This is a genomic window from Hyphobacterium indicum, from assembly GCF_003129605.1.
Lineage (GTDB): Bacteria > Pseudomonadota > Alphaproteobacteria > Caulobacterales > Maricaulaceae > Hyphobacterium > Hyphobacterium indicum.
In genome coordinates, this window is the sequence record NZ_QBDX01000001.1 from 353429 (window position 1) to 373301 (window position 19873).

Genomic DNA, 19873 nt, shown 5'->3' on the forward strand with positions numbered 1-19873 from the left:
GCCGCGCGCCTGAAGGCGCTCAGTTCATTGCCTGATGGCGGACCTCGATGCCGTCTGCGGTCCAGGTCAGAACCTGCCAGACCCATTGGCCATCCGCCTCGACCGGCGCGGCAAATCTGGCCCCGGCGGGCTGTCCGGAATCCGCCAGAATCCAGTCGAACCAGGCAAGGCCGTCCAGAATGACCTGGCCGCCTTCCGGTATGACGGTAGCGGCAGAGGCGGCGAGATTCGGGCTCCATGTGGCGTTGAGCGGTTCCGGCGGATGGGCGGTTTTCAGGGCCTCGATGATATTGGTGGGCGACTCCCAGCTTTCGCCTTCGTCAAAGGAGCGGTCCATTTCGAACCGGTAATCGCCGCCCGGCGCGAATTCATAGCGGGCGCGTTCCAGAAAACGGCCGCCCGCATCAAAACCGTCGCCGGTCGTCACCAGCACATCCCCGTCCCAGTGCTGTACGATTTCGGTATAGCCGGCATCGCCGACCATGGCCCACAGCGTCCGTCCCTCGGTGCGGTCCGCATTCCAGACCGTCAGCGAGACGCCGAAGAAGACGGGCTGATTGTCCGGTCCCAGCGACCGGTATTCCGCCAGTTCCGCGCGTCCGTCATGGAAGCAATAGCGGTTCGAGCGGTCGTGATTGCCGCTCATTTCGCCCTGCGCATTGCGCGTCTGGCTCAGTGCCTCCCACACCCCTTCCGTGCAGCCCTCCGCATAGGGCATTGATTGCAGGACAAGCGCGCTGAATGCCGCAATGATCATGAAAAACCTCCGGATTGCCAGATGATACAGGCGCGATCATCACGACGGACCAGACCGGCACAAGCCGGATCACGCCATTGTGAGGCTGCTGTCCACGATACCCGCCGCGCGCCTTGCATCGCGTCATCGTCTCTGCGATGGTCATGTCATCCAGGGGGTGTCTGCGCAGACGGGCTGCACGGGCTGAGATCTTACCCTTAACAACCGGATCCGGGTCATGCCGGCGGCGGGATGGAGTAAAGACGCGATGACGCGCGAGGACTTCGATGAGTATTGCCGCGGCCTGCCGCACACCACCCATGTGGTGCAATGGGGCAATGCCTCGGTCTGGAAAGTCGGCGGCAAGGTCTTCACCGTCGGCGGCTGGAATGATGATCAGGGCGCGTTCTGCGTCTCCTTCAAGACCTCTGATACCTCCTTTGAAATCCTGTCCGAGCAGCCCGGCTGCCGCCCGGCGCCCTATCTCGCCTCGCGCGGCATGAAATGGATCCAGCGCACGGGCACGGACACGCTATCGGATGAGGATCTGAAAGCCTATCTCGCCGAGAGCCATCGCCTCGTCGCGGCGGGCCTGACGAAGAAATTGCAACGCGAACTCGGATTGATGGAGAGCAAATCATGACCGCGATGAAAGCCCTGGCAGTGGCGGGCCTGGCCGGCCTTCTCGCCGCCTGCAGCCCGGCCCCTGACGCGGATCAGGACGCGGCCGCCAGCCTGTCCGGCGAGGCCGCCGCCCTTCACGCCCTGCTGCTGGACGAAGCGGACAATCTTGTCCCGTCCGACTGGCAGTCCGGCGCACCTGTCCCGGAAACCGCCCTGGCCTACTGGCACCTGCCGGAGCTGGATCTGGCCGGACAGGTCTCCCGCACGGCGGAATGCACGGCCTGGCCGGGCCAGGGCAATGCCCATGACTGCACCCTGACCTTCATCTCCGACAATTCCGCGGCGGAAGATGAGGAGGACCGGCGCACGGTGACCGCGTTTTACCGCTTTGATGTCCGCCAGAATGAAGATGACAGCCTCACCCTGCTCAGCCCGAATGTGCGCTGGGCGGTGCAGGGCTGACGATAATCCCGAAAAGAAAGCCTCTCCATGAACAAGCCCACCAGCCAGAACGCCTTCGAGACGCCGAACGTCACCACCGGCCCGCTGCCGGGATCGCGCCGGGTCTATACGCACCCGCAGGCCGCGCCGCACCTCGCCGTGCCGCACCGCGAGATCGAGCTGCACCCGACGGCGATGGAGCCACCGGTGCGCGTCTATGACACCTCCGGCCCCTATGCCGATCCGGACGCGGCCATTGATGTCGAGGCCGGCCTGCCGCGCTGGCGCACCGAGCGCATCATGGCGCGCGGCGGGGTGGAATTCTGCGAGGGCCGCGAGCCGACCCCGCTGGATAATGGCGGGGCCACCGGCAAATATCTCGCCCGCGCCTTTCCGGTGCGGCACAAACCTCTGAGAGCCACCACTTTTCCCTCCCCCTTGATGGGGGAGGTGGTTGAGCGCAGCGAAACCGGTAGGGGTGAAGCCACCTCACCCCACCCGGCCGGATCTGGCGATCCGTCCACCCTCCCCATCAAGGGGAGGGGAAAGGCAGACCGCCATCCGGTGACGCAACTGGAATTCGCCCGCGCCGGCATCATCACCGACGAAATGATCTACGCCGCCGAACGCGAAAACCTCGGCCGCACACATGCTTTGCCCGATGCCGCGAAAAACCTCGCCGATGGTGAAAGCTTCGGCGCGTCGGTACCGGAATTTGTCACACCGGAATTTGTCCGCGACGAGATCGCCCGCGGCCGCGCCATTATCCCGGCCAATATCAACCACCCGGAGCTGGAGCCGATGGTGATCGGCCGCAATTTCCTCGTGAAGATCAACGCCAATATCGGCAATTCCGCCGTCGCCTCCTCGGTCGAGGAAGAGGTCGACAAGATGGTCTGGGCCATCCGCTGGGGCGGGGATACGGTGATGGACCTCTCCACCGGCAAGAATATCCACAACACGCGCGAATGGATCTTGCGCAATTCGCCGGTGCCGATCGGCACCGTGCCCATCTATCAGGCGCTGGAAAAGGTCGGCGGCGTTGCCGAAGACCTCACCTTCGACATTTTCGCCGACACGCTGATCGAACAGGCCGAGCAGGGGGTGGATTATTTCACCATCCATGCCGGTGTGCGGCTGCCCTATGTGCCGCTGACCGCCGACCGGGTGACGGGCATTGTCTCCCGCGGCGGCTCCATCATGGCCAAATGGTGCCTCGCCCATCACAGGGAGAGCTTCCTCTATGAGCGCTTCGAGGAAATCTGCGAGATCATGCGCGCCTATGATGTCTCCTTCAGCCTCGGCGACGGGCTGCGCCCCGGCTCCACCGCAGATGCCAATGACCGCGCCCAGTTTGCCGAGCTGGAAACCCTCGGTGAGCTGACGAAAGTCGCCTGGGATCATGGCTGTCAGGTGATGATTGAAGGCCCCGGCCATGTCGCCATGCACAAGATCAAGGCCAATATGGACAAGCAGCTGGAAACCTGCGGCGAGGCGCCCTTCTACACGCTGGGCCCGCTCACCACCGATATCGCGCCGGGTTATGACCATATCACCTCCGGCATTGGCGCGGCGATGATCGGCTGGTTTGGCTGTGCCATGCTCTGCTATGTCACGCCGAAGGAACATCTCGGCCTGCCCGACCGCGACGATGTGAAGGTCGGCGTCGTCACCTACAAGATCGCCGCCCATGCCGCCGATCTTGCCAAGGGCCATCCGGCGGCGCGCCTGCGCGATGATGCCTTGTCCCGCGCGCGCTTTGAATTCCGCTGGGAGGACCAGTTCAATCTCGGCCTCGATCCGGAAACCGCGCGTGATTTCCACGACCAGACCCTGCCCAAGGACGCCCACAAGGTGGCGCATTTCTGCTCCATGTGCGGACCCAAATTCTGCTCGATGAAGATCACGCAGGAAATCCGGGACGAGTTCGGCTCGGCCCGGGCGCCCAATTCGGTCGACGAGGCCGAACAGGGCATGGCCGAAAAAGCGCGCGAATTCCAGGAAAAGGGCGGCGAGATTTATCTCGAAACGAAGGAATAGAACAAAACACTCGTCATCCCTGCGAAGGCAGGGACCCAGTTGCGCCCTTTCAACCGGCACGCCCTGCGCCAACCAGCCGCCAGCGTCATCGCCGCGCAGATTGCGCGCATGGATTGACGGGTTTCACCGTTGCTCTGGGTCCCTGCCTTCGCAGGGATGACGGGCAGGGGGCGCGTCAATCGTATGGAATTTCGCCGGAGACGTCTTTCCAATCCGGATTGTATTGCTCGATCAGATCAAGTTTCCAGGCGCGCTTCCACTTCTTGATCCGCTTTTCGCGCAAGATCGCCTCGCCGATTTCCTCGAACAGCTCGAAATGGACGAGGCGGGTGACGCCATATTTCCGGGTGAATTTTGATGCGCGTCCCTGTCTGTGTTCTTCAACGCGTGCAGCCAGATTGGATGTAACGCCGGTATAGAGCGTGCCATTCCTTCGGCTGGCGAGAATGTAGACGCAGGGCCGTTTCATATTTCAACTATAAATGGCAATCATAATCTCGTCATCCCGGCCTCCGCAGGGGCGACGGTAATCAAGCCACACCCTTCTCCCGCACCCTTCCCCCATCACGCCATTCGCGCGGATCGCGCGCTGGCATTCGAAACTGCCGGCGCGGAAGGCGCGGCAGGCTTCGGGGCGGTGCTCATAGACGCCGCACAGCGCCTGTCCGGCCTCCAGCTGCAGATGCGCGCAATGCCCGCAGGAAAAATCCATGAAGGTGCGCCCGCCCTCTTCAAAAAGCTGGTCCCGGGGCAGGGGCCGGCTGGCATCTTCCGGCAATAAAACGAGATAGCGCGGATTGCGGCTGAAACAGCACGCGCCGCAAGAGACGCAATCAAACGCCTGGACCGGCATGCGAAACACATCCACCGCCCGGATACGGCCTCCCGTATCGGCCGGCGGCAGCGGGCAGATAGGGCGTCCGGCCCCGTCTGGCAAGCCGGATTCATCGCCCGCATGAAACCGTTTTGCACAGAGCAGGGCGGGGTTAAGGTTGGCGTCCCGCCACCCGGCCGAACCGGAGACCGATATGGCCCCATTACCGCCGCACACCGGCGCCTGCTTTTGCGGCGCGGTGAGATACGCATTGTCCAGCGATCCGCTGTTTGTGCATGGCTGTCATTGCCGCGATTGCCAGAAACAGACCGGCGGACCCTTTGCCGTTAATGCGCTGATCGAGCGCGACCGGATCACTCTGACCGCGGGCGAGCCCGTGCGCACACAGCAGACAACCGATAGCGGCCGCCCGCATGACATCTGGCGCTGCCCGGACTGCCTCACCGCGCTGTGGAGCGATTATGGCCGCCGCGAGGTTCTGGCCTTTCTCCGCGTCATGACGCTGGACGCGCCGGACGCCTGTCCGCCCGACGTGCATATTTTCACCCGCACAAAAGCGCCCTTCATCGACCTGCCAGGGGATGTTCGCGCGTTCGACGTGTTTTACAGCATGCAGGCGGAATGGCCGGCCGCTGCGCTGGCGCGGTTCGACGCGCTCGGGACGCGCCGCCTGGGCATGGGGTAGGGGCATGATCCGGCGGGTCGCCAGCTGGTCCTGTTTTGCCGCCGGCCTGGGTCTGGCCGCGCTGACCGTTCTCTTCGGCTATATCTGGGCTGAGCGCGCATCGCTGACCTATAATGCGCAAGGCCGGTTCCTCGGCGGCGAGGTCGTTTACGACGCGCAAGCCACACCGGTTTACGCCGCCATGACGCTGGCGTGCGGTCTGCTCGCCCTCCTCTTCGCCGCGCTCGGGCGATGGCTCGGCCGCAAAAAGCGGAGACCGGACGGCTAGGCGCGCCGGCAAGGGGGGTGACAGAGCCCCCAAGCCCGTCATCGCACAGTTTAACCGGGTGATCTCATCCTCGAAGAGGTCCTCCGGTCAAGCCGGAGGATGACGGGGAGGGGGGAGGTGCCAGCGCTGCCTATTTGCGGTTTTTCATATGCTCCAGACCGCCGACCTGGCCCGTTTTCTGGGACGGTTCGGAGGCATTGTGCTTCTTCTTGATATTCTTTTCCGCTTTCGGCTTTTTCGCCTCGCGGCCCTGTTTCTGTTGGCCCTTGGCCATGGGAATAACCCTTCAGGAAGGCCGAGCGCCTTCCGCTTTGCGCCGGCCCGATGCCGGCAACAAGCAGAATATATCACGCCGCGTCACCGGCGTATGCGGAATTTATCCGCAAGGCGTGTATGAACAGGCTGGGGACGAACCGCGTTCTTTCACCGCAAGTATTTTCACGGAAAATCTGCTAGCCAGTTTCGGTGTGAAGAGGGGGAGCTGACAATGACACGGAACGCAGCAACTCGCTCGGCTCGGATCTGGGTCGGTGTCCGCATCACTATTGCATTTGCAGCGCTGCTGTTGTTTGCTGGCTTGTTCTATGTGTTGGGCGGAACGGAAGCCGGGGCTGGCTGGGCTGTCGGGTTCTCCATGCTTTTTACCCTGCCATTTGCGCTCGGCGCGATTTTCCGTTTTGCAATCGATCCCAACGGACAGAGGAAAGCCGGAATCCGCGGTTATATTACAGCCCTTCTGGCTCTGGCGGTTCTGGCCACCATATCGGCGCTGGCGGGTGAGGGATTGATCTGTATCGCCCTGCTTGTCGGACCTTGGGCAATGAGCGCTGTGATAGGCGCGGCTACCATAAGCTGGCTACACCACCTTTTCCGTAAAAGAGCTATGCTGCATTGTAGTGCGCTGGTGATGCTGCCATTTCTGGCATTTTTACCAGGGTGGTCCGCCGACAATCCAACCCATCATTTCGAGGTGAAGCGTTCTATCATCATTGACGCGCCGGCCGAGAACATCTGGCCGCATCTTTTGACCCTTGAAGAGCTTGGTGACGATGAGGGTGTCTTCACCATCGCCCAGAACGTATTCCGGATTCCGCGGCCGCGTTCCGCAGTGGTAGCCGGTGAGGGTATTGGCGCGCGGCGTTTGGCTCAATGGGGCGACCGGATCACCTTTGAAGAGCATGTCACCGACTGGCGGGAAGACACCTATCTGGCCTGGCGCTTTGTTTTTCCAAATGACTCGGTTGCCCGCTATACGGACGCGCATATTGGTCCCGACTCCGACTATCTGGGCATCGAAACCGGAAGCTATACACTGTCGCCGATGGCAGACGGACGAACCCGGCTGACGCTTACAACCCGCTATCGCGCATCCAGTCCGGCCAATCACTACGCCGCCATCTGGGGCGAAATCATGCTAGGCGGCATCCAGCGCAATATCCTCGTTATTATCTCCGATCGCGTGGGCGGGGGCTGATAGGAGCGGTTCGCCGCAAAATTTATCCGCAGCGGCGCATTGGGCCGCATACTGTCACCCGGCGCGGTGCCGTGCCGCCGCCGGAATGGCCGTCTTGGCCGCCGTCGTCATTGTAGTAGTTGTAGTAGGAGACGGATTTGCAAAAACTGGAGTCCGGAAAATTTTCCGCCGCTCGATTTTTCCGCCCGCCCCTCTAGTTTCCCAATCCTAACCCGCACCCGGAGCCCGCGCCATGATCATCGTCCACCATCTTGAAAATTCGCGTTCCCAGCGCGTCCTCTGGCTGCTTGAGGAACTGGGCCTGGACTATGAGGTCAAGCGCTATGAGCGCAATCCAGAGACCATGCTCGCCCCGCCGGAACTCTATGCCATCCATCCGCTGGGCAAATCCCCGGTGATCGGGGAGGACGGCATTATCGTCGCCGAGACCGGCGCGATTTTCGAATATATCCGCGACACCCATGGCGCCGGCGATCTGGCCGTCGCGCCGGGCAGTGCGGCAGCGCGGGCGGTGAGCTACTGGCTGCACTATGCCGAGGGTTCAGCCATGAATCCGCTCTTGATGAAGCTGGTCTTCACCCAATTGCCCAACCGCGCGCCGCTGCTGATGAAGCCGCTGGTGAAAAGCGTCGCCCGCAAGGCGCTCACCGGCTTTGTCGATCCGCGCGTCGCCGAACATGTCGCATACTGGGAAGAGGCGCTGGCGAAAACCGGCTGGTTTGCCGGCGATAAAATGACCCTCGCCGACATCATGATGAGCTTTCCGCTGGAAGCCGCCGCCGCGCGCGGCGGGGCCGGGGCGCTGCCGAATATCGCCGCTTTCCTCGAACGCATCCATGCCCGCCCGGCGTATCAGCGCGCGCTGCAGCGCGGCGGCCCTTACGCGTATGCCTGAGCCGGTGCCGGGCGCAGGAAGGCCCAGAAATTGTCATTCGTGGGCAGATTGGTCAGCTGCGGGAAACCGGTTTTGAAACCCGCTTTTTCCGCCATCCCGGCCAGCGAGGCCGGCGTGAAATAATTGACATGATCCGGCAGCCGGATGCCGCACCAGTTCTGCTTCATCAGGGCCGCATTCCAGGACGCGAAATTCGGCACTTTCACAACCGCAACACCGTCCGGCTTCAACACCCGGCGCAGCGCCCTGAGCACGGCCAGCGGCTCGGTCTCGTGCTCCAGATAGGAATTCAGCATCGCCCCGTCGAACAGGTCCTCGTCAAATTGCCCCAGTCCTTCCGCCGAGGGCGCATGCTGGCAGGATCCGCCGCGCGCGGAAAAAGCGGCCTCCGCTTCCCCGGCGAGGGTTCGGGAAATCTCGACGCCAAAGGGCGTGTATCGGTCCGGCAGGGCGAGGCCCTGCTTGCCACTGCCGCAGCCGATATCGACCACTTTTCCGCCCGGCACCAGCGCCTGCAGGAAGGTGCGGGTCTCCGGCCGCGGAAAAACATGCAGCCGCCAGCGCGTGGCCCCGTCGAGCCATTGCACAACAGGCTGGGCCTGCTGGCGCCGCTTGGCCTCGAGCAGGATGGCCTTGTCCCAGGAATAGAATTCCGAGAGATCCGCATAGGACGCCGCTGCCGTCAGATAGGCAAAACCGCAGGGCGGGCACGCGCCGATCGTCCATGGCGTCCGGCCCAGACCCAGATCACGGGGCTCATCCGCGCCGCAATTCGGGCAGGCGCGCTGGATGGGCCGCAATTCGACTGTCATGAATACCCCGCTCCCTCATTCGACATCTAGCGCCCTTGAAACACTCTGGCCAGTACAACAGCACACTCTCGACATCCGGGCCCTCACATCGTTTGATGGGCAGATAAAGCGAACTCACGGGAGAGATGATGTTGCGTTTGGTTCTGGCCGCTCTGTGCCTGGTTTTCATGACCGCACATGTTTCCGCGCGGGATGGTGGAAACGGCCCGTTTGACGCGACCGCTGATGCCCGTGCGGATCTCGACGCGGCACTGGCAGCGGCAACAGAAAACGGCAATCGTGTCCTGCTCGTTTTCGGGGCAAACTGGTGCCATGACAGCCATGGCCTCGCGGATCATTTTGCGCAAGGCGATCTAGAGGAGATCATTGCCGACCAATACGAGCTGGTGCTCGTTGATGTCGGCTGGCGGCACCGCAATCTCGACATCGCCCGGGATTATGGTGTTCCGACGATCTACGGCACGCCGACCGTCTTCGTTATCGATCCGGAACTGGGCCTGCTGAACCCGGACACCATGCACTCCTGGCACACGGCCTATTCAAGGCCGCACGACGATGTTGTCCGCTATTTCCGCCTGATGGCGTTTACTATTCCCGGTGGCGGTGTGGTCGAGAACACACAGACCTATGCAGCACTGGTGGAAGACATTGAGGACTGGGAACACCGTGAAGGCACCCGCCTGTCAGAAGCCTATGTCAGACTGCAGGACTGGCGCGCCACGCTGGACGAGGACTTTGCATCTGCCGGACAGGACACGGACGCTGCACGCCGCGTCGAATTCTATCGTTCCGTTGAAGCGGCCATCGACCGGCATCGGGGTCGGATGCGGGAAGACCGCAATGCACTTTTCTCCGATGCTCGCGAGGCTGTGCGCGATGCGCTTTTTGAGCTCGGAAGCGATCTGACACCGGAACTGGCCGCAGAACTCGATGCTGCCCGGCCCGATATCCGGCTGGAATTTCCGGATTACAGCGGAGTCCGCTTTCCTTGGGAAGAAGACGGATGGGCGCTATGATCCGCTGGTTGGTCACTCTGTCCCTGGCGATTTTCGCGGGGCTGGGTTCGGCGCTTTTCATGTCGGGCTGGCTGGCCTTCAATCCGCCCGGCCTGTTCCGCACGATCGAGGTCAATGACTGGACCAGCGATCCGGCGATCGGGTCTCCCGCGGCCGGCCCCTATACGCGCGCCTATGTCGCGCGCCGGGGCCTGTTGGGGCTGCGCCGTGAAGAAGCCGTTTATTATCTGCGCGTGATGGACGATGACGGCCACCGGCTTCGGGAAAATTGCGCCTATGTTCTGGAAGGCGGAATGCCGGATGCGCGCTGGTGGTCGGTCACGCTTTATGCTGCCGACTATTATCTGGCACAGAATAGTGACAATGCGCATTCCATAGACGGGACGCGCGCGATGGCGGGAGAGGACGGGCTGTGGCGTGCCACAATCCAGGCCACGGATCCGGGTGATGGTTCTTTCTGGATTTCCAGCCGAAATGCCGGACAATTCGATCTGATCTACCGTCTCTACAATGCCAGCCCGGCCGTGCTCGAAACGCCGGAAACGGCACTCGTGACACCACGCATTATCCGGCTGGGTTGCACGGGAGCGGCGCTATGATCCGTTACTTCTTGGCTTTCATTCTGGTTGCGGCCGGAATTCATGCCGCCACGGTCTGGTATCTGCCGCGTCTGGCGATGAAGACGGCGATGGCTCGTTTCGAGGACACTGGCATGACGGCGAATACCATCGCGCATGTGCCGCCAACGGACGAGACCAGCCGCCGCGTTGTCCGCCCTTCACCGGATCTCTTGTATTCGGTCTGCATGCTCGATCTGTCAGACGGGCCGGTGCATATCCGCGCGGCCGGTTGGGACGGCTACATGTCGCTTTCGCTATTTGCAGCGAATACCGACAATATCGCTGCCTTCAACGATTCTCAGATTGCCGGCGATATCGACGTTACAATCGTCCAGAGCGGTGATGCCGGTGTGGCGCTGGGCAGCGAACGGGGCATTGCGCTGATCCGCCGCCTGGCCGCAGACGATGCAGCGATAGCCCGCGCTGATACCGCCCGCCGTGAGGGCGATCTTTGCGGGGAAGCAGACCCGTCATGAACCGGATTCCCTATGCCGAACTCCATGCCTTTGCGGATGGCGAAGCGCCCTTTACCGGCAATCCGGCCGGCGTCTGCCTCATGGATGACTATCCTTCCGATGACGTGCTGCTGGGTATCGCATCTTCCAACAACCTGTCTGAAACCGCTTTTCTGGTGCCGCAGGGCGGCGACCGGTGGCATTTGCGCTGGTTGACGCCAACGGTCGAGGTGGCGCTCTGTGGTCATGCCACTTTCGCGTCCGGTGCCTGGGTTTTCGAGAAGGGGCTGGTGACAGGCGATTCCGCGGTTTTCGAAACCAGATCCGGCGATCTCATCGTCCGGAAAGCAGGCCAGGACCGGTTCGCGATGGACCTGCCGGCCATTCCTTTTACACCCGCTGATCCCAACCCCATTGTGGTCGAGGCGCTGGGCGCGGGTGCGCCCGTCGAGACCGTGAACATCAACCGTGTCCATGGCGCAGACTATCAGATGATGGTGTTCGCGGACGAAAAGACGATTGCGGAAATGTCCCCCGATCAGAGTCTTCTGAAGAGCGCCTTCACCAATGTGATTGTGACCGCCCGCGGCACGTCGGCTGATTTCGTGTCACGATTTTTCGCCCCGGCGTCGGGCGTAGCGGAGGACCCGGTCACCGGGTCCGCTCATTGCACGCTTGCTCCCTATTGGTGCGGCAAGCTGGAACGCGAGCGGCTGACCGCCCGGCAGATCGGACCGCGCCCGGGCGCCTTGATCGTCGAGCCGGCCGGTGACCGCGTCCTTCTGACGGGACGGGCCACCTGCTTTCTCGAGGGTGAAATCCGGCTCTAGAAAATCTGCAGGCGGAATTCTGCGCCATAGCCCCGGCCACGATACGGATGGTCATACCGTCCATATCCACGATTATGCACGATCACGTCGATCGGCACATAACGGCCATTCCGGGCAATCCGGTAAAACTGGTTATAGCCATTGGTGTAAACCACACCCGGCGTGCCGCGCCGTGCTCCGGAACCCCGTTGTGGGCCGTAGCGATACTCATAGTGGTCGGCGACATAGGTCCAGGACCGCGGCGGACACTGAATGACGCGCATGTCGCGATAGTCCTCTCTCCGGTCATAACGCCCGTGGCCATAGCGGTAATCGCGGCGGTCTTCCCGAAGATCCGGGCAGGACGCGGCATCCAGATGCCAGACACCGGCGGTTGCCGCGGGCGCTGCAAATGCCGCGAGCGAGAGAAAGCCCGCAGCGGACAGAATTTTCGCAAAGCTTTTCATCGTGAAGCCTCCTGATGCGACATCCCTGACGCAATCACGAGACTGGCAAACCGAAGCTGTATGGAGTTTGAACACCCGGTTCAGAATGCCGCAGGATAAGCCCCGGCGCGGCGAATTATCCGCACTCGGTCATGGACCCGCCAGATTTCTGCCGCTAGGTTTCTGCGTCAGGGACAGGGTATTTTCCGGGGAAGAATATGCGGATATTGGCAAGTCTGGTTTTTGCGTTGGCGCTTTGGTCGCCGGCGGCACTGGCCGCGAATGAGGAGGATCGGCTCACCTCCAACGAGATTGAACGCTGGATGCGGATTGTCCAGACCAAGCCGGGCATGACGACAGCGCCCGTCACTCAGCAGATTACCGGTGATGACAGCTGCCGCTGGGCCAATGACAATGAATGCGATGACCCGCGCTATGGCACGGGCGCGTGTGCCGAAGGCACGGATTATTCCGATTGCTGGCGCATTCTCTCCGGCGCGGAAGACGATAGTTGCCGCTGGGCCAATGATGGTGAATGTGATGAGCCGGGCCTTGGCACCGGCGCATGCGTGCAAGGTACGGATTCTTCCGACTGCGGCGATCTGGTCCGCCTGCGGTTTCAGACCGATAGCTGCGACACGGCTTTTGATGGCATCTGCCAGGAAGCCGAACATGGCGGCGACGGATCGTGCGCACGCCGCACCGACCGGTCCGACTGTATCGGTCGCGAGCGCCCGCTGACGATTTTTGATCACTATTTCGGCTATGATGACCGCGTTTTCATGGACACTTCGGTCTTTCCCTGGGTCGTCGTGGGGCAGGTCCGGTTTGATTCCGGCGGGGCCTGTACGGCAACGCTGATCGGACCTGACATTCTGGTCACCGCGGCGCACTGCATTGCAGAGGGTAATTCGGTTGATGCCCGGGGCACATTCGAGACGGGATATGACCTTGCCGGTGGTCCGCGCGAAGCGAGGGTGATCGATTACTTCATGTCACCGGACTGGGATTACCCGCGCTATTCCTCGACGGACGAGATCGATGGCACTGACTGGGCGCTTCTGCGCATTGACCAGCCACTGGGCGATGAGCTCGGCTTTGTCGGCATCCGCGCGCTGGTCGATGAAGAAGGCGACCGGGCGGCGCTGGAAGCGGACATCTATCAGGCGGGCTACAGCCATGACACGGGGGCCCATCTGTCCGGTAATATCGGCTGTCACATGATCGCCATCTATCCTGACAACACGATGGCTCATGAATGCGATACGACGCGCGGCGATTCCGGCTCGCCCTTCATGATCCGCGAAGGTGATGAGTATTTCATCGTGGCGACCGATTCCAATTTCCGCGCCAATCCGGACGGGCCGTATATCTATATCGCGGCACGGTCGGACGAGTGGGTGCCCTATTATCCCGGCTTCCTTTCCGGAGAGCTGGGCGAGGGTTCCACCCGGCCGCGTGGACCGGGCAAGCCGGGCGGACCGCAGGATCCGGATGCGCCGGTGACCGGCAAGGCTGGAGGCGAATAAGCCATGTTGCAGGGCCGGTCCGGACTCCTTCTTCTCTCCGTTTCGGCCCTGCTGGCGCTTGCCTACCTGTTTGCCGGCTGGCTGCCTGTTGCCTATCCGGCCACAGTGGCCCTGAAAGCGTCAGGCATTCTCCTTCTGGCGGTCTATGCGGCCCGGCAGAATGCCTATCTTCTGGCCATGGCACTGGCCTTTTCGGCGATCGGCGATGCCATGCTGGCGCTCGAACCCTCGCGCATGACGCTGGGGATTGCGGCTTTTGGCCTGGCGCATCTCCTCTATGGCACGCTCTTCCTCCGCAAATTGCGCAGCGCCGGTGTGCGGTCGCCCTGGGGGGTGCCGCTCGCCTTCGTCATTCTTGTTTATGGAGCCTTGATTCTTTACTGGTTCCAGCCCGGAATGGGCGATCTGCGCATTCCGGCGACCCTCTATAATGGCATCATTCTGGTCATGGCCGTGCTGGCGGTTCTGTCGAAGGCGCGGTGGCTGGCTGTGACCGGCGCGCTGCTATTCGTCGGCTCCGACACGCTGATCGCGCTGGACCTGTTCAGGGATTACGACCCGGCCTGGCGCGGCCCGGCGGTCTGGATCAGCTATGTCGCGGCGCAATTCTGCCTGACTCTGGGTCTGGTCCGGGAACGCACCTAGAATTCCCGCACGACCGAGATGTCGAAGCGTGAATCGCCTTCCTCGAAGCCGGGCAGCGGCTCGAATTCATACCGGTAGCGCCAGGCGGCCTCGATCGCCCATGCCTCGCTCAGCGCGGTGATAAAGGAGAATTTCTGTTCGGCGCGGGAGGAGTCCGCAATCAGCAGCGTGGTTTCCGACGCAAAGCGGCTGGTATCGGTGACCTGCCACTCATAGTCCGATCCCAGGTCCAGCGCGAACTGGCTTTCTTCCGGCCCGGCGACCGGCGAGACGTAGCGGATGCCGGGACCGGCCCGCAGCACCCAGTCCATCGTCTCCGGCAAGACCGGGCGATAGGCGAGGCCCGCGCTCAGAAAAGCGGTGTAGTCAAAGCTGGAAAGCTGGTCCTGATCAAATTCGCCGCCCAGGAAGAGTGAAAAGCGGTGGCCGATATCCCGTTCGCCGCGTGCGTCTAGCGACAGCTGATCGCGGGAAACAGTGCCGCCTGATTCCGAATAGGCATAGTCGATACCGGCCTCGAAACCCCACTCGGCAAGATCCCGTGTTACCGCCAGTCCCAGCACATAATCCTGCTGGTCCGAATTGCCGCTATCGACGCGCAGACCGGCGGATAACCGCCCGGACCAGCCCGAAAGCGGCGGCAAGGGAAGAAAACGGTTCTCGCGCGCGGGAGCACTTTCATCTGGCGCGGCTTCAGGAGCTTCAGCCTCCCGGTCGCCCGCATCGGCGAGCTGACTCGGACCACCGGCATCGGTGGCCGCAAACCGGTTCTCCGCCAGGGTCAGCCTGTCAGGCGCGATGCCGGCAAGGGCGTTCAGAACCGCCACTGCCCCGCCCGGCGCCACCCTGGCCAGCAAGTCCACGGTTTCCGCAAAACCCGCATCATCCTGGCTGACAGCCGCTTCGGCGAGCAGCCGCCGATAATCTTCGGACAGGGCCTGACCGAAGGCTGGCGCTGTGAAGAGAAGCGGCAGAATGACAAGAGAGATGCGCAATAACATAGGTCCTGCTCCATAATATACGGAGCAGGACCTAGGACGCCCGGGGGGAGATGTCGAGCAGCCCTAGGCCTCCTGTGAGAGGAGGCCTTTTTCAGCGGCCGCGCGTTTCATGGCCTGCTGCAGTTTTTCAAAGGCGCGCACCTCGATCTGCCGGATGCGCTCGCGGCTGACCTTGTAGACTTCGGCCAGTTCCTCCAGCGTCTTGGGCTCATCGGTCAGCTTGCGTTGCTGGATGATGTCACGCTCCCGCTCGTTGAGATCACTCATCGCGTCCTGCAGAAGCAGCATGCGCTGATCAAATTCGTCATGCTCGGCCAGTTCGGCTTCCTGGGAGACGCCGTCCTTGTCCTCCAGCCAGTCTTGCCATTCGCTATCGCCTTCCGAGCCCTTCAGAGGCGCATTCAGGGACGCATCCGGGCCGGACAGGCGACGGTTCATGTTGATGACGTCATCATCGGTCACGCCCAGCTTGGTGGCGATGGCCTCGACCTGTTCCGGCTTCAGATCACCATCCTCCAGCGCGGCCATTTTCGATTTCATGCGGCGCAGATTGAAGAACAGTTTTTTCTGGGCAGCGGTCGTGCCCATTTTCACAAGCGACCATGAGCGCAGGACATATTCCTGGATCGAGGCGCGAATCCACCACATGGCATAGGTCGCCAGCCGGAAGCCCTTGTCCGGATCGAATTTCTTGACCGCCTGCATCAGTCCGACATTGCCTTCGGAAATCACTTCCGCAATCGGCAGGCCATAGCCGCGATAGCCCATGGCGATTTTCGCCACGAGACGCAGATGTGAAGTGACCAGTTTTTCGGCCGCGCCTGTGTCTTCATGCTCGCGCCAGCGTTTGGCCAGCATGAATTCCTCGTCCTTTTCCAGCATCGGAAATTTCCGGATGTTGGTCAGATAACGATTGAGGCCTTCTTCGGGAGAAAGCGACAGGGAGATTGCATTCGCCATTTTTGTCCCCTTACACTCCGTGTTCCACGCCTAGTTAGGCATTGCTTTTGTGCATTACTAGGGCTTCACGGCGAAGTTATGACATGTGAGCGAAACGTATCGCCCGCAGGTTTGTTTCAACGCAATTGGCGCTTCCGGCAAGGCCGCGTCTCCGGCAAACTGGTTCCATGGCACGCACAAACAGGAAATCGAGGGATGCGGCAGCGTCGAGGGCCGCGCTGATGGACGCCGCTGGCCGGCTTTTTGCCAGACGCGGGTTTTCGGCCACGTCTCTGGATATGATCGCCGCCGAAACCGGGCTCAACAAGGCCATGGTCGCCTATTATTTCGGTTCGAAGACCGGTCTGTACCAGTCTGTCCTCGATGCCGGTGTGTCAAAACTGCTGGAGCGCGTCGATATTGACGCGCTGGAGGCCAGCCCGCCCGCCCGCAGACTCCCGGCTTTCGCCAGAGTCCTGGCGCGGGGCTTTGAGGCCGCGCCTTATCTGCCGGGCATGCTGGTGCAGGATTATCTGTCCGGTACCCAGCAGATGCGCCCGGAAGCCGCGGCCAGCCTTGCCCGCAATTTCGAGGTCACGCGGGCGATTGTCGAGCGCGGGCAAATGGCGGGTGTGTTTCGCGAGGCCGATCCGCATCAGGTGCATCTGACCCTTGTGGGGGCATTGGTCTTCTTCAGCATCACCCGGCCTTTCCGCAATAAAATGCAGTCGGAAGGGCGGCTGCCATTCACCAATCCGGATCCGGAGGAATTCGCTGAATTCGTTGGTGAAATGCTCGCCCGCGGCCTTGTGGCGGAAAACCCGTCCGAACCCGGTTAGATGCATCACAGCCCGCCTTTGGATGCAGGTTGAAAATTTATTTTCCTTATTAAAAATAAGTACTTGCCAAAACGGTATCTTGTTTACTAAACACCCGGTTAGTTAGCGCTCGGGGGGCGCTCGGACAAACGAGAGGTCGATATGTCTGTTTTCAAAACTCTGATCCCGGCAGCCGCCGTGATCGCATTTTCCACCGGATGGGCGAGCGCCCAATCCACCGATACGGCTTCCATTCTCGAACGCTATGCGGCCGATTATGTGATGAATGACGTCACCTTTACCGGCGACGAGGAATTCGGCGTCCAGGTCAATGGTGAAATGTGGACCGTCACACTGGACCATGAAGATCACAGCTATGAGGTTCGCCAGGGTGATCCCTCATCCCCCACCTTCTTCTACACGGCGACGGGGGATATTCTCGAACGGATCAATCGCGGGGAGATCAGCGCCTATACGGCGATGGCCAAAGCGTTCTCGACCGATGTGACGCCGATGGATATCGGCCTCATGGAGGGCGCGGATTTTGACCCGGCCATCCTCACCCACGTTTTCCATTTCTGGACCCGCGGATTTCCGGAAGTCGTCAATTACGCTGAACAGGCAACGCGCGAGGTCCATGGCGGGAATGCGGGTATTATCTATTATCAACCGGGTTTTCGGTCCGGTTTCGGATCAATTTCGCCGGGCCAGCACATCAACGAAGACCCGCGCAGCCGTACAAATCCGTTCCCGTCTCTCCTGATCGTGACGGATGGCCGCGTGACCGCGCGGATCAACGGTGTGGATTCTGAATTTTCCGAGGGCCAGTTCATGATCATCCCGGCCGACGTCAGTCACGAATTCCTGAACCCTTATGACGAAGACGCGCACTTCTTCCTCTTCATGTTCGGCGAGGGTGCCTAGAGCGTTTCCAGGAATTTCTCCAGCTTCTGCAAATCCTTCGGCAGATCCGTCTCGAAGCTCAACCGCGCCTGCGTGATCGGGTGAACAAAGCCGAGAAGGCGGGCATGCAGGGCCTGGCGGCGGAAATCCTTGAACGCCCGGCCATCATCCAGCTCCTTCAGCTTCTGCGAGCGGCCCCGTCCATAAACGGGGTCGCCCAGAAGCGGGCAGCCGATATGGGCCATGTGCACGCGGATCTGGTGGGTGCGTCCGGTTTCAAGGCGGCATTCCACTTTCGCCGCCAGCCCCCGGCCCAGCATCGCCCCGCCTTCGCGGCCATAGGATTTCAGCGTCTGGTAATTGGTCACCGCCTGCTTGCCGGCAATACTGTTCTGCCGGTTCACCACCGCCATTTTCTTGCGGTCCGTGTCCGAACGCGCAATCCGCGTGTCGATCCGGCCGGAGCGGGGCTCGGGCGAGGAGCGGGTAAAGGCGGTATAGGCGCGCTCCACCGTGTGCGCGGCAAACTGATCGGATAGCCCCTGATGCGCGGCATCGGACTTGGCCGCCACCAGCAGGCCCGACGTATCCTTGTCCAGCCGGTGGACGATGCCCGGACGCTCCACCCCGCCAATGCCCGACAGCGTGCCGGCACAGTGATGCAGCAGGGCATGGACCAGCGTCCCGGTCCAGTTGCCCGCTGCCGGATGCACGGCCATGCCGGCCGGCTTGTTGACGATGATCAGATGCTCATCCTCGAACGCCACCTCCAGCGGAATCGCTTCCGGCTTCGGCTCGGGCGCGGCCAGGGGCGGGATGGTGATGACATATTCAGCCCCTGCCAGCGTCTTGGCTGCCGCATTGGTGACGGGCACGCCATTGCAGCTGACCTGACCGTCCTCGATCAGCGCCTTGAAGCGCGAGCGCGAATACTCTTCCAGCTCGTCCGCCAGCCAGCGGTCGAGACGCAGGCCTTTGGCCGGGGCAATCAGGGTGATGGGGGCGGTCATGCGCGCGGGTTAGCGCAACTTTCCCGCCCCGTCACGTGTCTGTGGCTTCTACGCCCGCTCCACCAGACGCATGAAACGCCCGCGCAGCTCGTCATCGGACTTGAACTCGCCGGCAAAGGTGGTGGTGATGGTCGAGACATTGGGGTGATGCACACCGCGCGTCGTCATGCACTGGTGCTTGGCGTCGATCAGCACCGCCACGCCGCGCGCATCCATGGCTTCCATGATGGAATCGGCGATTTGCGCAGTCATGGTTTCCTGCGTTTGCAGGCGCTTGGAGAAAATCTCCACCACGCGGGCAATCTTGGAAATGCCGACCACATTCTTGCGCGGCAGATAGGCGACATGCGCCACGCCCATGATCGGGGCGAGATGGTGTTCGCAATGGCTTTCAACATCGATATTGGTGAGCATCACCATATCGTCATAGCCCTGAACGTCTTCGAAGACGCGCGACAGCTCTTTCGCCGGATCGGCGGCATAGCCGGAGAACCATTCCTCGAACGCCTTGGCGACGCGCTTGGGCGTATCCAGCAGGCCTTCGCGATTGGGATTATCCCCGGCCCAGGCGATCAGCGTGCGCACAGCGGCTTCGGCCTCTTCGCGGCTGGGGCGGGCGGGAGCTGCGGTGTCGGGGCGCAGATTGACAGGTGTTTGGGCGTCCATGTTGACCATGATCCTTCCGTTTTCGGGTTGGGAATGCCTTCACATTCCGTGTAGTTCCGGTTTCCGGACCGAAGTACAGGACGTCAAAACTCAGCCGCCCGAAGTTCTTCCGGTTTCGCTTACCGTGCGAGACCGCTATGTAGGGCGTGAATTCGCGCCGTCCATAGGGAGGGGAGCGACTTTATACGCAAATGTCTGGAAACGAT

Annotated in this window: 25 protein-coding genes; 15 read left to right on the forward strand and 10 right to left on the reverse strand. The window is 61.7% G+C overall.

Annotated elements, in window-relative coordinates:
- Window positions 1-19: 19 nt before the first annotated feature.
- The gene (locus DBR16_RS01680) at window positions 20-757 is read right to left on the reverse strand and encodes a hypothetical protein (RefSeq protein ID WP_109259504.1); all 738 of its coding nucleotides are present in this window, start codon (window positions 755-757) and stop codon (window positions 20-22) included.
- Between the two features lie 247 nt (window positions 758-1004).
- Here DBR16_RS01680 and DBR16_RS01685 point away from each other — a divergent pair, with 247 nt between their 5' ends.
- Genes DBR16_RS01685 through thiC form a run of 3 tightly spaced genes read left to right on the forward strand, consistent with a single transcriptional unit; the run spans window position 1005 to window position 3841 of the window.
- Window positions 1005-1379, forward strand: a complete 375-nt coding sequence (locus DBR16_RS01685; protein WP_109259505.1) for an MmcQ/YjbR family DNA-binding protein — start codon at window positions 1005-1007, stop codon at window positions 1377-1379.
- Complete coding sequence (locus DBR16_RS01690) at window positions 1376-1822, forward strand: hypothetical protein (protein WP_109259506.1); 447 nt, start codon at window positions 1376-1378, stop codon at window positions 1820-1822. The genes DBR16_RS01685 and DBR16_RS01690 overlap by 4 nt, the downstream gene beginning before the upstream one ends.
- A 27-nt stretch (window positions 1823-1849) precedes the next feature.
- Entirely contained in the window at window positions 1850-3841 is a 1992-nt protein-coding gene (gene thiC / locus DBR16_RS01695; RefSeq protein WP_109259507.1) for a phosphomethylpyrimidine synthase ThiC, read from the forward strand.
- A 175-nt stretch (window positions 3842-4016) separates the two neighbouring features.
- On the opposite strand, the gene DBR16_RS01700 is transcribed toward thiC, so the two are convergent.
- Together DBR16_RS01700 and DBR16_RS01705 are read right to left on the reverse strand one after the other, a co-directional pair.
- On the reverse strand, window positions 4017-4310 hold the full coding sequence (locus tag DBR16_RS01700; RefSeq protein WP_109259508.1) for a GIY-YIG nuclease family protein: 294 nt from the start codon (window positions 4308-4310) through the stop codon (window positions 4017-4019).
- Between the two features lie 3 nt (window positions 4311-4313).
- Complete coding sequence (locus DBR16_RS01705; RefSeq protein ID WP_145959640.1) at window positions 4314-4892, reverse strand: YkgJ family cysteine cluster protein; 579 nt, start codon at window positions 4890-4892, stop codon at window positions 4314-4316.
- 34 nt (window positions 4893-4926) lie between these two features.
- Between DBR16_RS01705 and DBR16_RS01710 the strand changes: the two genes are divergently transcribed.
- Window positions 4927-5361: a GFA family protein gene (locus DBR16_RS01710; RefSeq protein WP_233347490.1), complete on the forward strand. Its 435-nt coding sequence runs from the start codon at window positions 4927-4929 to the stop codon at window positions 5359-5361.
- A gap of 4 nt (window positions 5362-5365) precedes the next feature.
- Complete coding sequence (locus tag DBR16_RS01715; protein WP_109259511.1) at window positions 5366-5629, forward strand: hypothetical protein; 264 nt, start codon at window positions 5366-5368, stop codon at window positions 5627-5629.
- 130 nt (window positions 5630-5759) lie between these two features.
- Here DBR16_RS01715 and DBR16_RS14035 read toward each other — a convergent pair whose 3' ends face one another.
- Window positions 5760-5903: a hypothetical protein gene (locus DBR16_RS14035; protein ID WP_170108313.1), complete on the reverse strand. Its 144-nt coding sequence runs from the start codon at window positions 5901-5903 to the stop codon at window positions 5760-5762.
- Between the two features lie 213 nt (window positions 5904-6116).
- On the opposite strand from DBR16_RS14035, the gene DBR16_RS01720 reads away from it, so the two are divergent.
- Both DBR16_RS01720 and DBR16_RS01725 read left to right on the forward strand, forming a co-directional pair.
- The gene (locus tag DBR16_RS01720) at window positions 6117-7103 is read left to right on the forward strand and encodes an SRPBCC family protein (RefSeq protein WP_109259512.1); all 987 of its coding nucleotides are present in this window, start codon (window positions 6117-6119) and stop codon (window positions 7101-7103) included.
- A gap of 232 nt (window positions 7104-7335) precedes the next feature.
- A complete protein-coding gene (locus DBR16_RS01725) occupies window positions 7336-7998 on the forward strand; it encodes a glutathione S-transferase family protein (RefSeq protein WP_109259513.1) in 663 nt (220 codons plus the stop codon).
- On the opposite strand, the gene DBR16_RS01730 is transcribed toward DBR16_RS01725, so the two are convergent.
- Window positions 7983-8810, reverse strand: a complete 828-nt coding sequence (locus tag DBR16_RS01730; RefSeq protein ID WP_109259514.1) for a class I SAM-dependent methyltransferase — start codon at window positions 8808-8810, stop codon at window positions 7983-7985. The two genes, DBR16_RS01725 and DBR16_RS01730, sit on opposite strands and share 16 nt — an antisense overlap.
- Window positions 8811-8938: 128 nt before the next feature.
- On the opposite strand from DBR16_RS01730, the gene DBR16_RS01735 reads away from it, so the two are divergent.
- The 4 genes from DBR16_RS01735 to DBR16_RS01750 are packed head-to-tail and all read left to right on the forward strand — an operon-like array spanning window position 8939 to window position 11731.
- Entirely contained in the window at window positions 8939-9826 is an 888-nt protein-coding gene (locus tag DBR16_RS01735; protein ID WP_161539366.1) for a thioredoxin family protein, read from the forward strand.
- Entirely contained in the window at window positions 9823-10425 is a 603-nt protein-coding gene (locus tag DBR16_RS01740) for a DUF1214 domain-containing protein (RefSeq protein WP_233347493.1), read from the forward strand. The genes DBR16_RS01735 and DBR16_RS01740 overlap by 4 nt, the downstream gene beginning before the upstream one ends.
- Entirely contained in the window at window positions 10422-10922 is a 501-nt protein-coding gene (locus DBR16_RS01745) for a DUF1254 domain-containing protein (protein ID WP_109259516.1), read from the forward strand. The genes DBR16_RS01740 and DBR16_RS01745 overlap by 4 nt, the downstream gene beginning before the upstream one ends.
- Window positions 10919-11731, forward strand: a complete 813-nt coding sequence (locus tag DBR16_RS01750; protein ID WP_109259517.1) for a PhzF family phenazine biosynthesis protein — start codon at window positions 10919-10921, stop codon at window positions 11729-11731. Before DBR16_RS01745 ends, DBR16_RS01750 begins: the two co-directional genes overlap by 4 nt.
- Here DBR16_RS01750 and DBR16_RS01755 read toward each other — a convergent pair.
- Window positions 11728-12177, reverse strand: coding sequence for a hypothetical protein (locus tag DBR16_RS01755; protein ID WP_109259518.1), 450 nt, complete (start codon window positions 12175-12177; stop codon window positions 11728-11730). The two genes, DBR16_RS01750 and DBR16_RS01755, sit on opposite strands and share 4 nt — an antisense overlap.
- A gap of 197 nt (window positions 12178-12374) precedes the next feature.
- Here DBR16_RS01755 and DBR16_RS01760 point away from each other — a divergent pair, with 197 nt between their 5' ends.
- Both DBR16_RS01760 and DBR16_RS01765 read left to right on the forward strand, forming a co-directional pair.
- Window positions 12375-13685, forward strand: a complete 1311-nt coding sequence (locus tag DBR16_RS01760; RefSeq protein ID WP_109259519.1) for a trypsin-like serine peptidase — start codon at window positions 12375-12377, stop codon at window positions 13683-13685.
- Window positions 13686-13688: 3 nt separating this feature from the next.
- The gene (locus tag DBR16_RS01765; protein WP_109259520.1) at window positions 13689-14330 is read left to right on the forward strand and encodes a lysoplasmalogenase; all 642 of its coding nucleotides are present in this window, start codon (window positions 13689-13691) and stop codon (window positions 14328-14330) included.
- Here the strand turns inward: DBR16_RS01765 and DBR16_RS01770 are convergent.
- Complete coding sequence (locus DBR16_RS01770) at window positions 14327-15331, reverse strand: DUF481 domain-containing protein (protein ID WP_109259521.1); 1005 nt, start codon at window positions 15329-15331, stop codon at window positions 14327-14329. The genes DBR16_RS01765 and DBR16_RS01770 overlap by 4 nt on opposite strands.
- A 63-nt stretch (window positions 15332-15394) precedes the next feature.
- A complete protein-coding gene (gene rpoH / locus DBR16_RS01775) occupies window positions 15395-16291 on the reverse strand; it encodes an RNA polymerase sigma factor RpoH (RefSeq protein WP_109259522.1) in 897 nt (298 codons plus the stop codon).
- Window positions 16292-16458: 167 nt separating this feature from the next.
- Here rpoH and DBR16_RS01780 point away from each other — a divergent pair, with 167 nt between their 5' ends.
- Window positions 16459-17109: a TetR/AcrR family transcriptional regulator gene (locus tag DBR16_RS01780; protein ID WP_109259523.1), complete on the forward strand. Its 651-nt coding sequence runs from the start codon at window positions 16459-16461 to the stop codon at window positions 17107-17109.
- 141 nt (window positions 17110-17250) lie between these two features.
- The gene (locus tag DBR16_RS01785; RefSeq protein ID WP_109259524.1) at window positions 17251-18012 is read left to right on the forward strand and encodes a cupin domain-containing protein; all 762 of its coding nucleotides are present in this window, start codon (window positions 17251-17253) and stop codon (window positions 18010-18012) included.
- Here DBR16_RS01785 and DBR16_RS01790 read toward each other — a convergent pair.
- Both DBR16_RS01790 and folE read right to left on the reverse strand, forming a co-directional pair.
- On the reverse strand, window positions 18009-19001 hold the full coding sequence (locus DBR16_RS01790; RefSeq protein WP_109259525.1) for an RluA family pseudouridine synthase: 993 nt from the start codon (window positions 18999-19001) through the stop codon (window positions 18009-18011). The genes DBR16_RS01785 and DBR16_RS01790 overlap by 4 nt on opposite strands.
- A gap of 48 nt (window positions 19002-19049) precedes the next feature.
- Window positions 19050-19667, reverse strand: coding sequence for a GTP cyclohydrolase I FolE (folE, locus tag DBR16_RS01795; protein ID WP_109260005.1), 618 nt, complete (start codon window positions 19665-19667; stop codon window positions 19050-19052).
- Window positions 19668-19873 lie beyond the last annotated feature (206 nt).

Coding starts and splice junctions, on each gene's coding strand:
- DBR16_RS01680 (WP_109259504.1), bottom strand. CDS start 757: ATGATCATTGCGGCATTCAGCGCGCTTGTCCTGCAATCAATGCCCTAT.
- DBR16_RS01685 (WP_109259505.1), top strand. CDS start 1,005: ATGACGCGCGAGGACTTCGATGAGTATTGCCGCGGCCTGCCGCACACC.
- DBR16_RS01690 (WP_109259506.1), top strand. CDS start 1,376: ATGACCGCGATGAAAGCCCTGGCAGTGGCGGGCCTGGCCGGCCTTCTC.
- thiC (WP_109259507.1), top strand. CDS start 1,850: ATGAACAAGCCCACCAGCCAGAACGCCTTCGAGACGCCGAACGTCACC.
- DBR16_RS01700 (WP_109259508.1), bottom strand. CDS start 4,310: ATGAAACGGCCCTGCGTCTACATTCTCGCCAGCCGAAGGAATGGCACG.
- DBR16_RS01715 (WP_109259511.1), top strand. CDS start 5,366: ATGATCCGGCGGGTCGCCAGCTGGTCCTGTTTTGCCGCCGGCCTGGGT.
- DBR16_RS14035 (WP_170108313.1), bottom strand. CDS start 5,903: ATGGCCAAGGGCCAACAGAAACAGGGCCGCGAGGCGAAAAAGCCGAAA.
- DBR16_RS01720 (WP_109259512.1), top strand. CDS start 6,117: ATGACACGGAACGCAGCAACTCGCTCGGCTCGGATCTGGGTCGGTGTC.
- DBR16_RS01725 (WP_109259513.1), top strand. CDS start 7,336: ATGATCATCGTCCACCATCTTGAAAATTCGCGTTCCCAGCGCGTCCTC.
- DBR16_RS01730 (WP_109259514.1), bottom strand. CDS start 8,810: ATGACAGTCGAATTGCGGCCCATCCAGCGCGCCTGCCCGAATTGCGGC.
- DBR16_RS01735 (WP_161539366.1), top strand. CDS start 8,939: ATGTTGCGTTTGGTTCTGGCCGCTCTGTGCCTGGTTTTCATGACCGCA.
- DBR16_RS01740 (WP_233347493.1), top strand. CDS start 9,823: ATGATCCGCTGGTTGGTCACTCTGTCCCTGGCGATTTTCGCGGGGCTG.
- DBR16_RS01745 (WP_109259516.1), top strand. CDS start 10,422: ATGATCCGTTACTTCTTGGCTTTCATTCTGGTTGCGGCCGGAATTCAT.
- DBR16_RS01750 (WP_109259517.1), top strand. CDS start 10,919: ATGAACCGGATTCCCTATGCCGAACTCCATGCCTTTGCGGATGGCGAA.
- DBR16_RS01755 (WP_109259518.1), bottom strand. CDS start 12,177: ATGAAAAGCTTTGCGAAAATTCTGTCCGCTGCGGGCTTTCTCTCGCTC.
- DBR16_RS01760 (WP_109259519.1), top strand. CDS start 12,375: ATGCGGATATTGGCAAGTCTGGTTTTTGCGTTGGCGCTTTGGTCGCCG.
- DBR16_RS01765 (WP_109259520.1), top strand. CDS start 13,689: ATGTTGCAGGGCCGGTCCGGACTCCTTCTTCTCTCCGTTTCGGCCCTG.
- DBR16_RS01770 (WP_109259521.1), bottom strand. CDS start 15,331: ATGTTATTGCGCATCTCTCTTGTCATTCTGCCGCTTCTCTTCACAGCG.
- rpoH (WP_109259522.1), bottom strand. CDS start 16,291: ATGGCGAATGCAATCTCCCTGTCGCTTTCTCCCGAAGAAGGCCTCAAT.
- DBR16_RS01780 (WP_109259523.1), top strand. CDS start 16,459: ATGGCACGCACAAACAGGAAATCGAGGGATGCGGCAGCGTCGAGGGCC.
- DBR16_RS01785 (WP_109259524.1), top strand. CDS start 17,251: ATGTCTGTTTTCAAAACTCTGATCCCGGCAGCCGCCGTGATCGCATTT.
- DBR16_RS01790 (WP_109259525.1), bottom strand. CDS start 19,001: ATGACCGCCCCCATCACCCTGATTGCCCCGGCCAAAGGCCTGCGTCTC.
- folE (WP_109260005.1), bottom strand. CDS start 19,667: ATGGACGCCCAAACACCTGTCAATCTGCGCCCCGACACCGCAGCTCCC.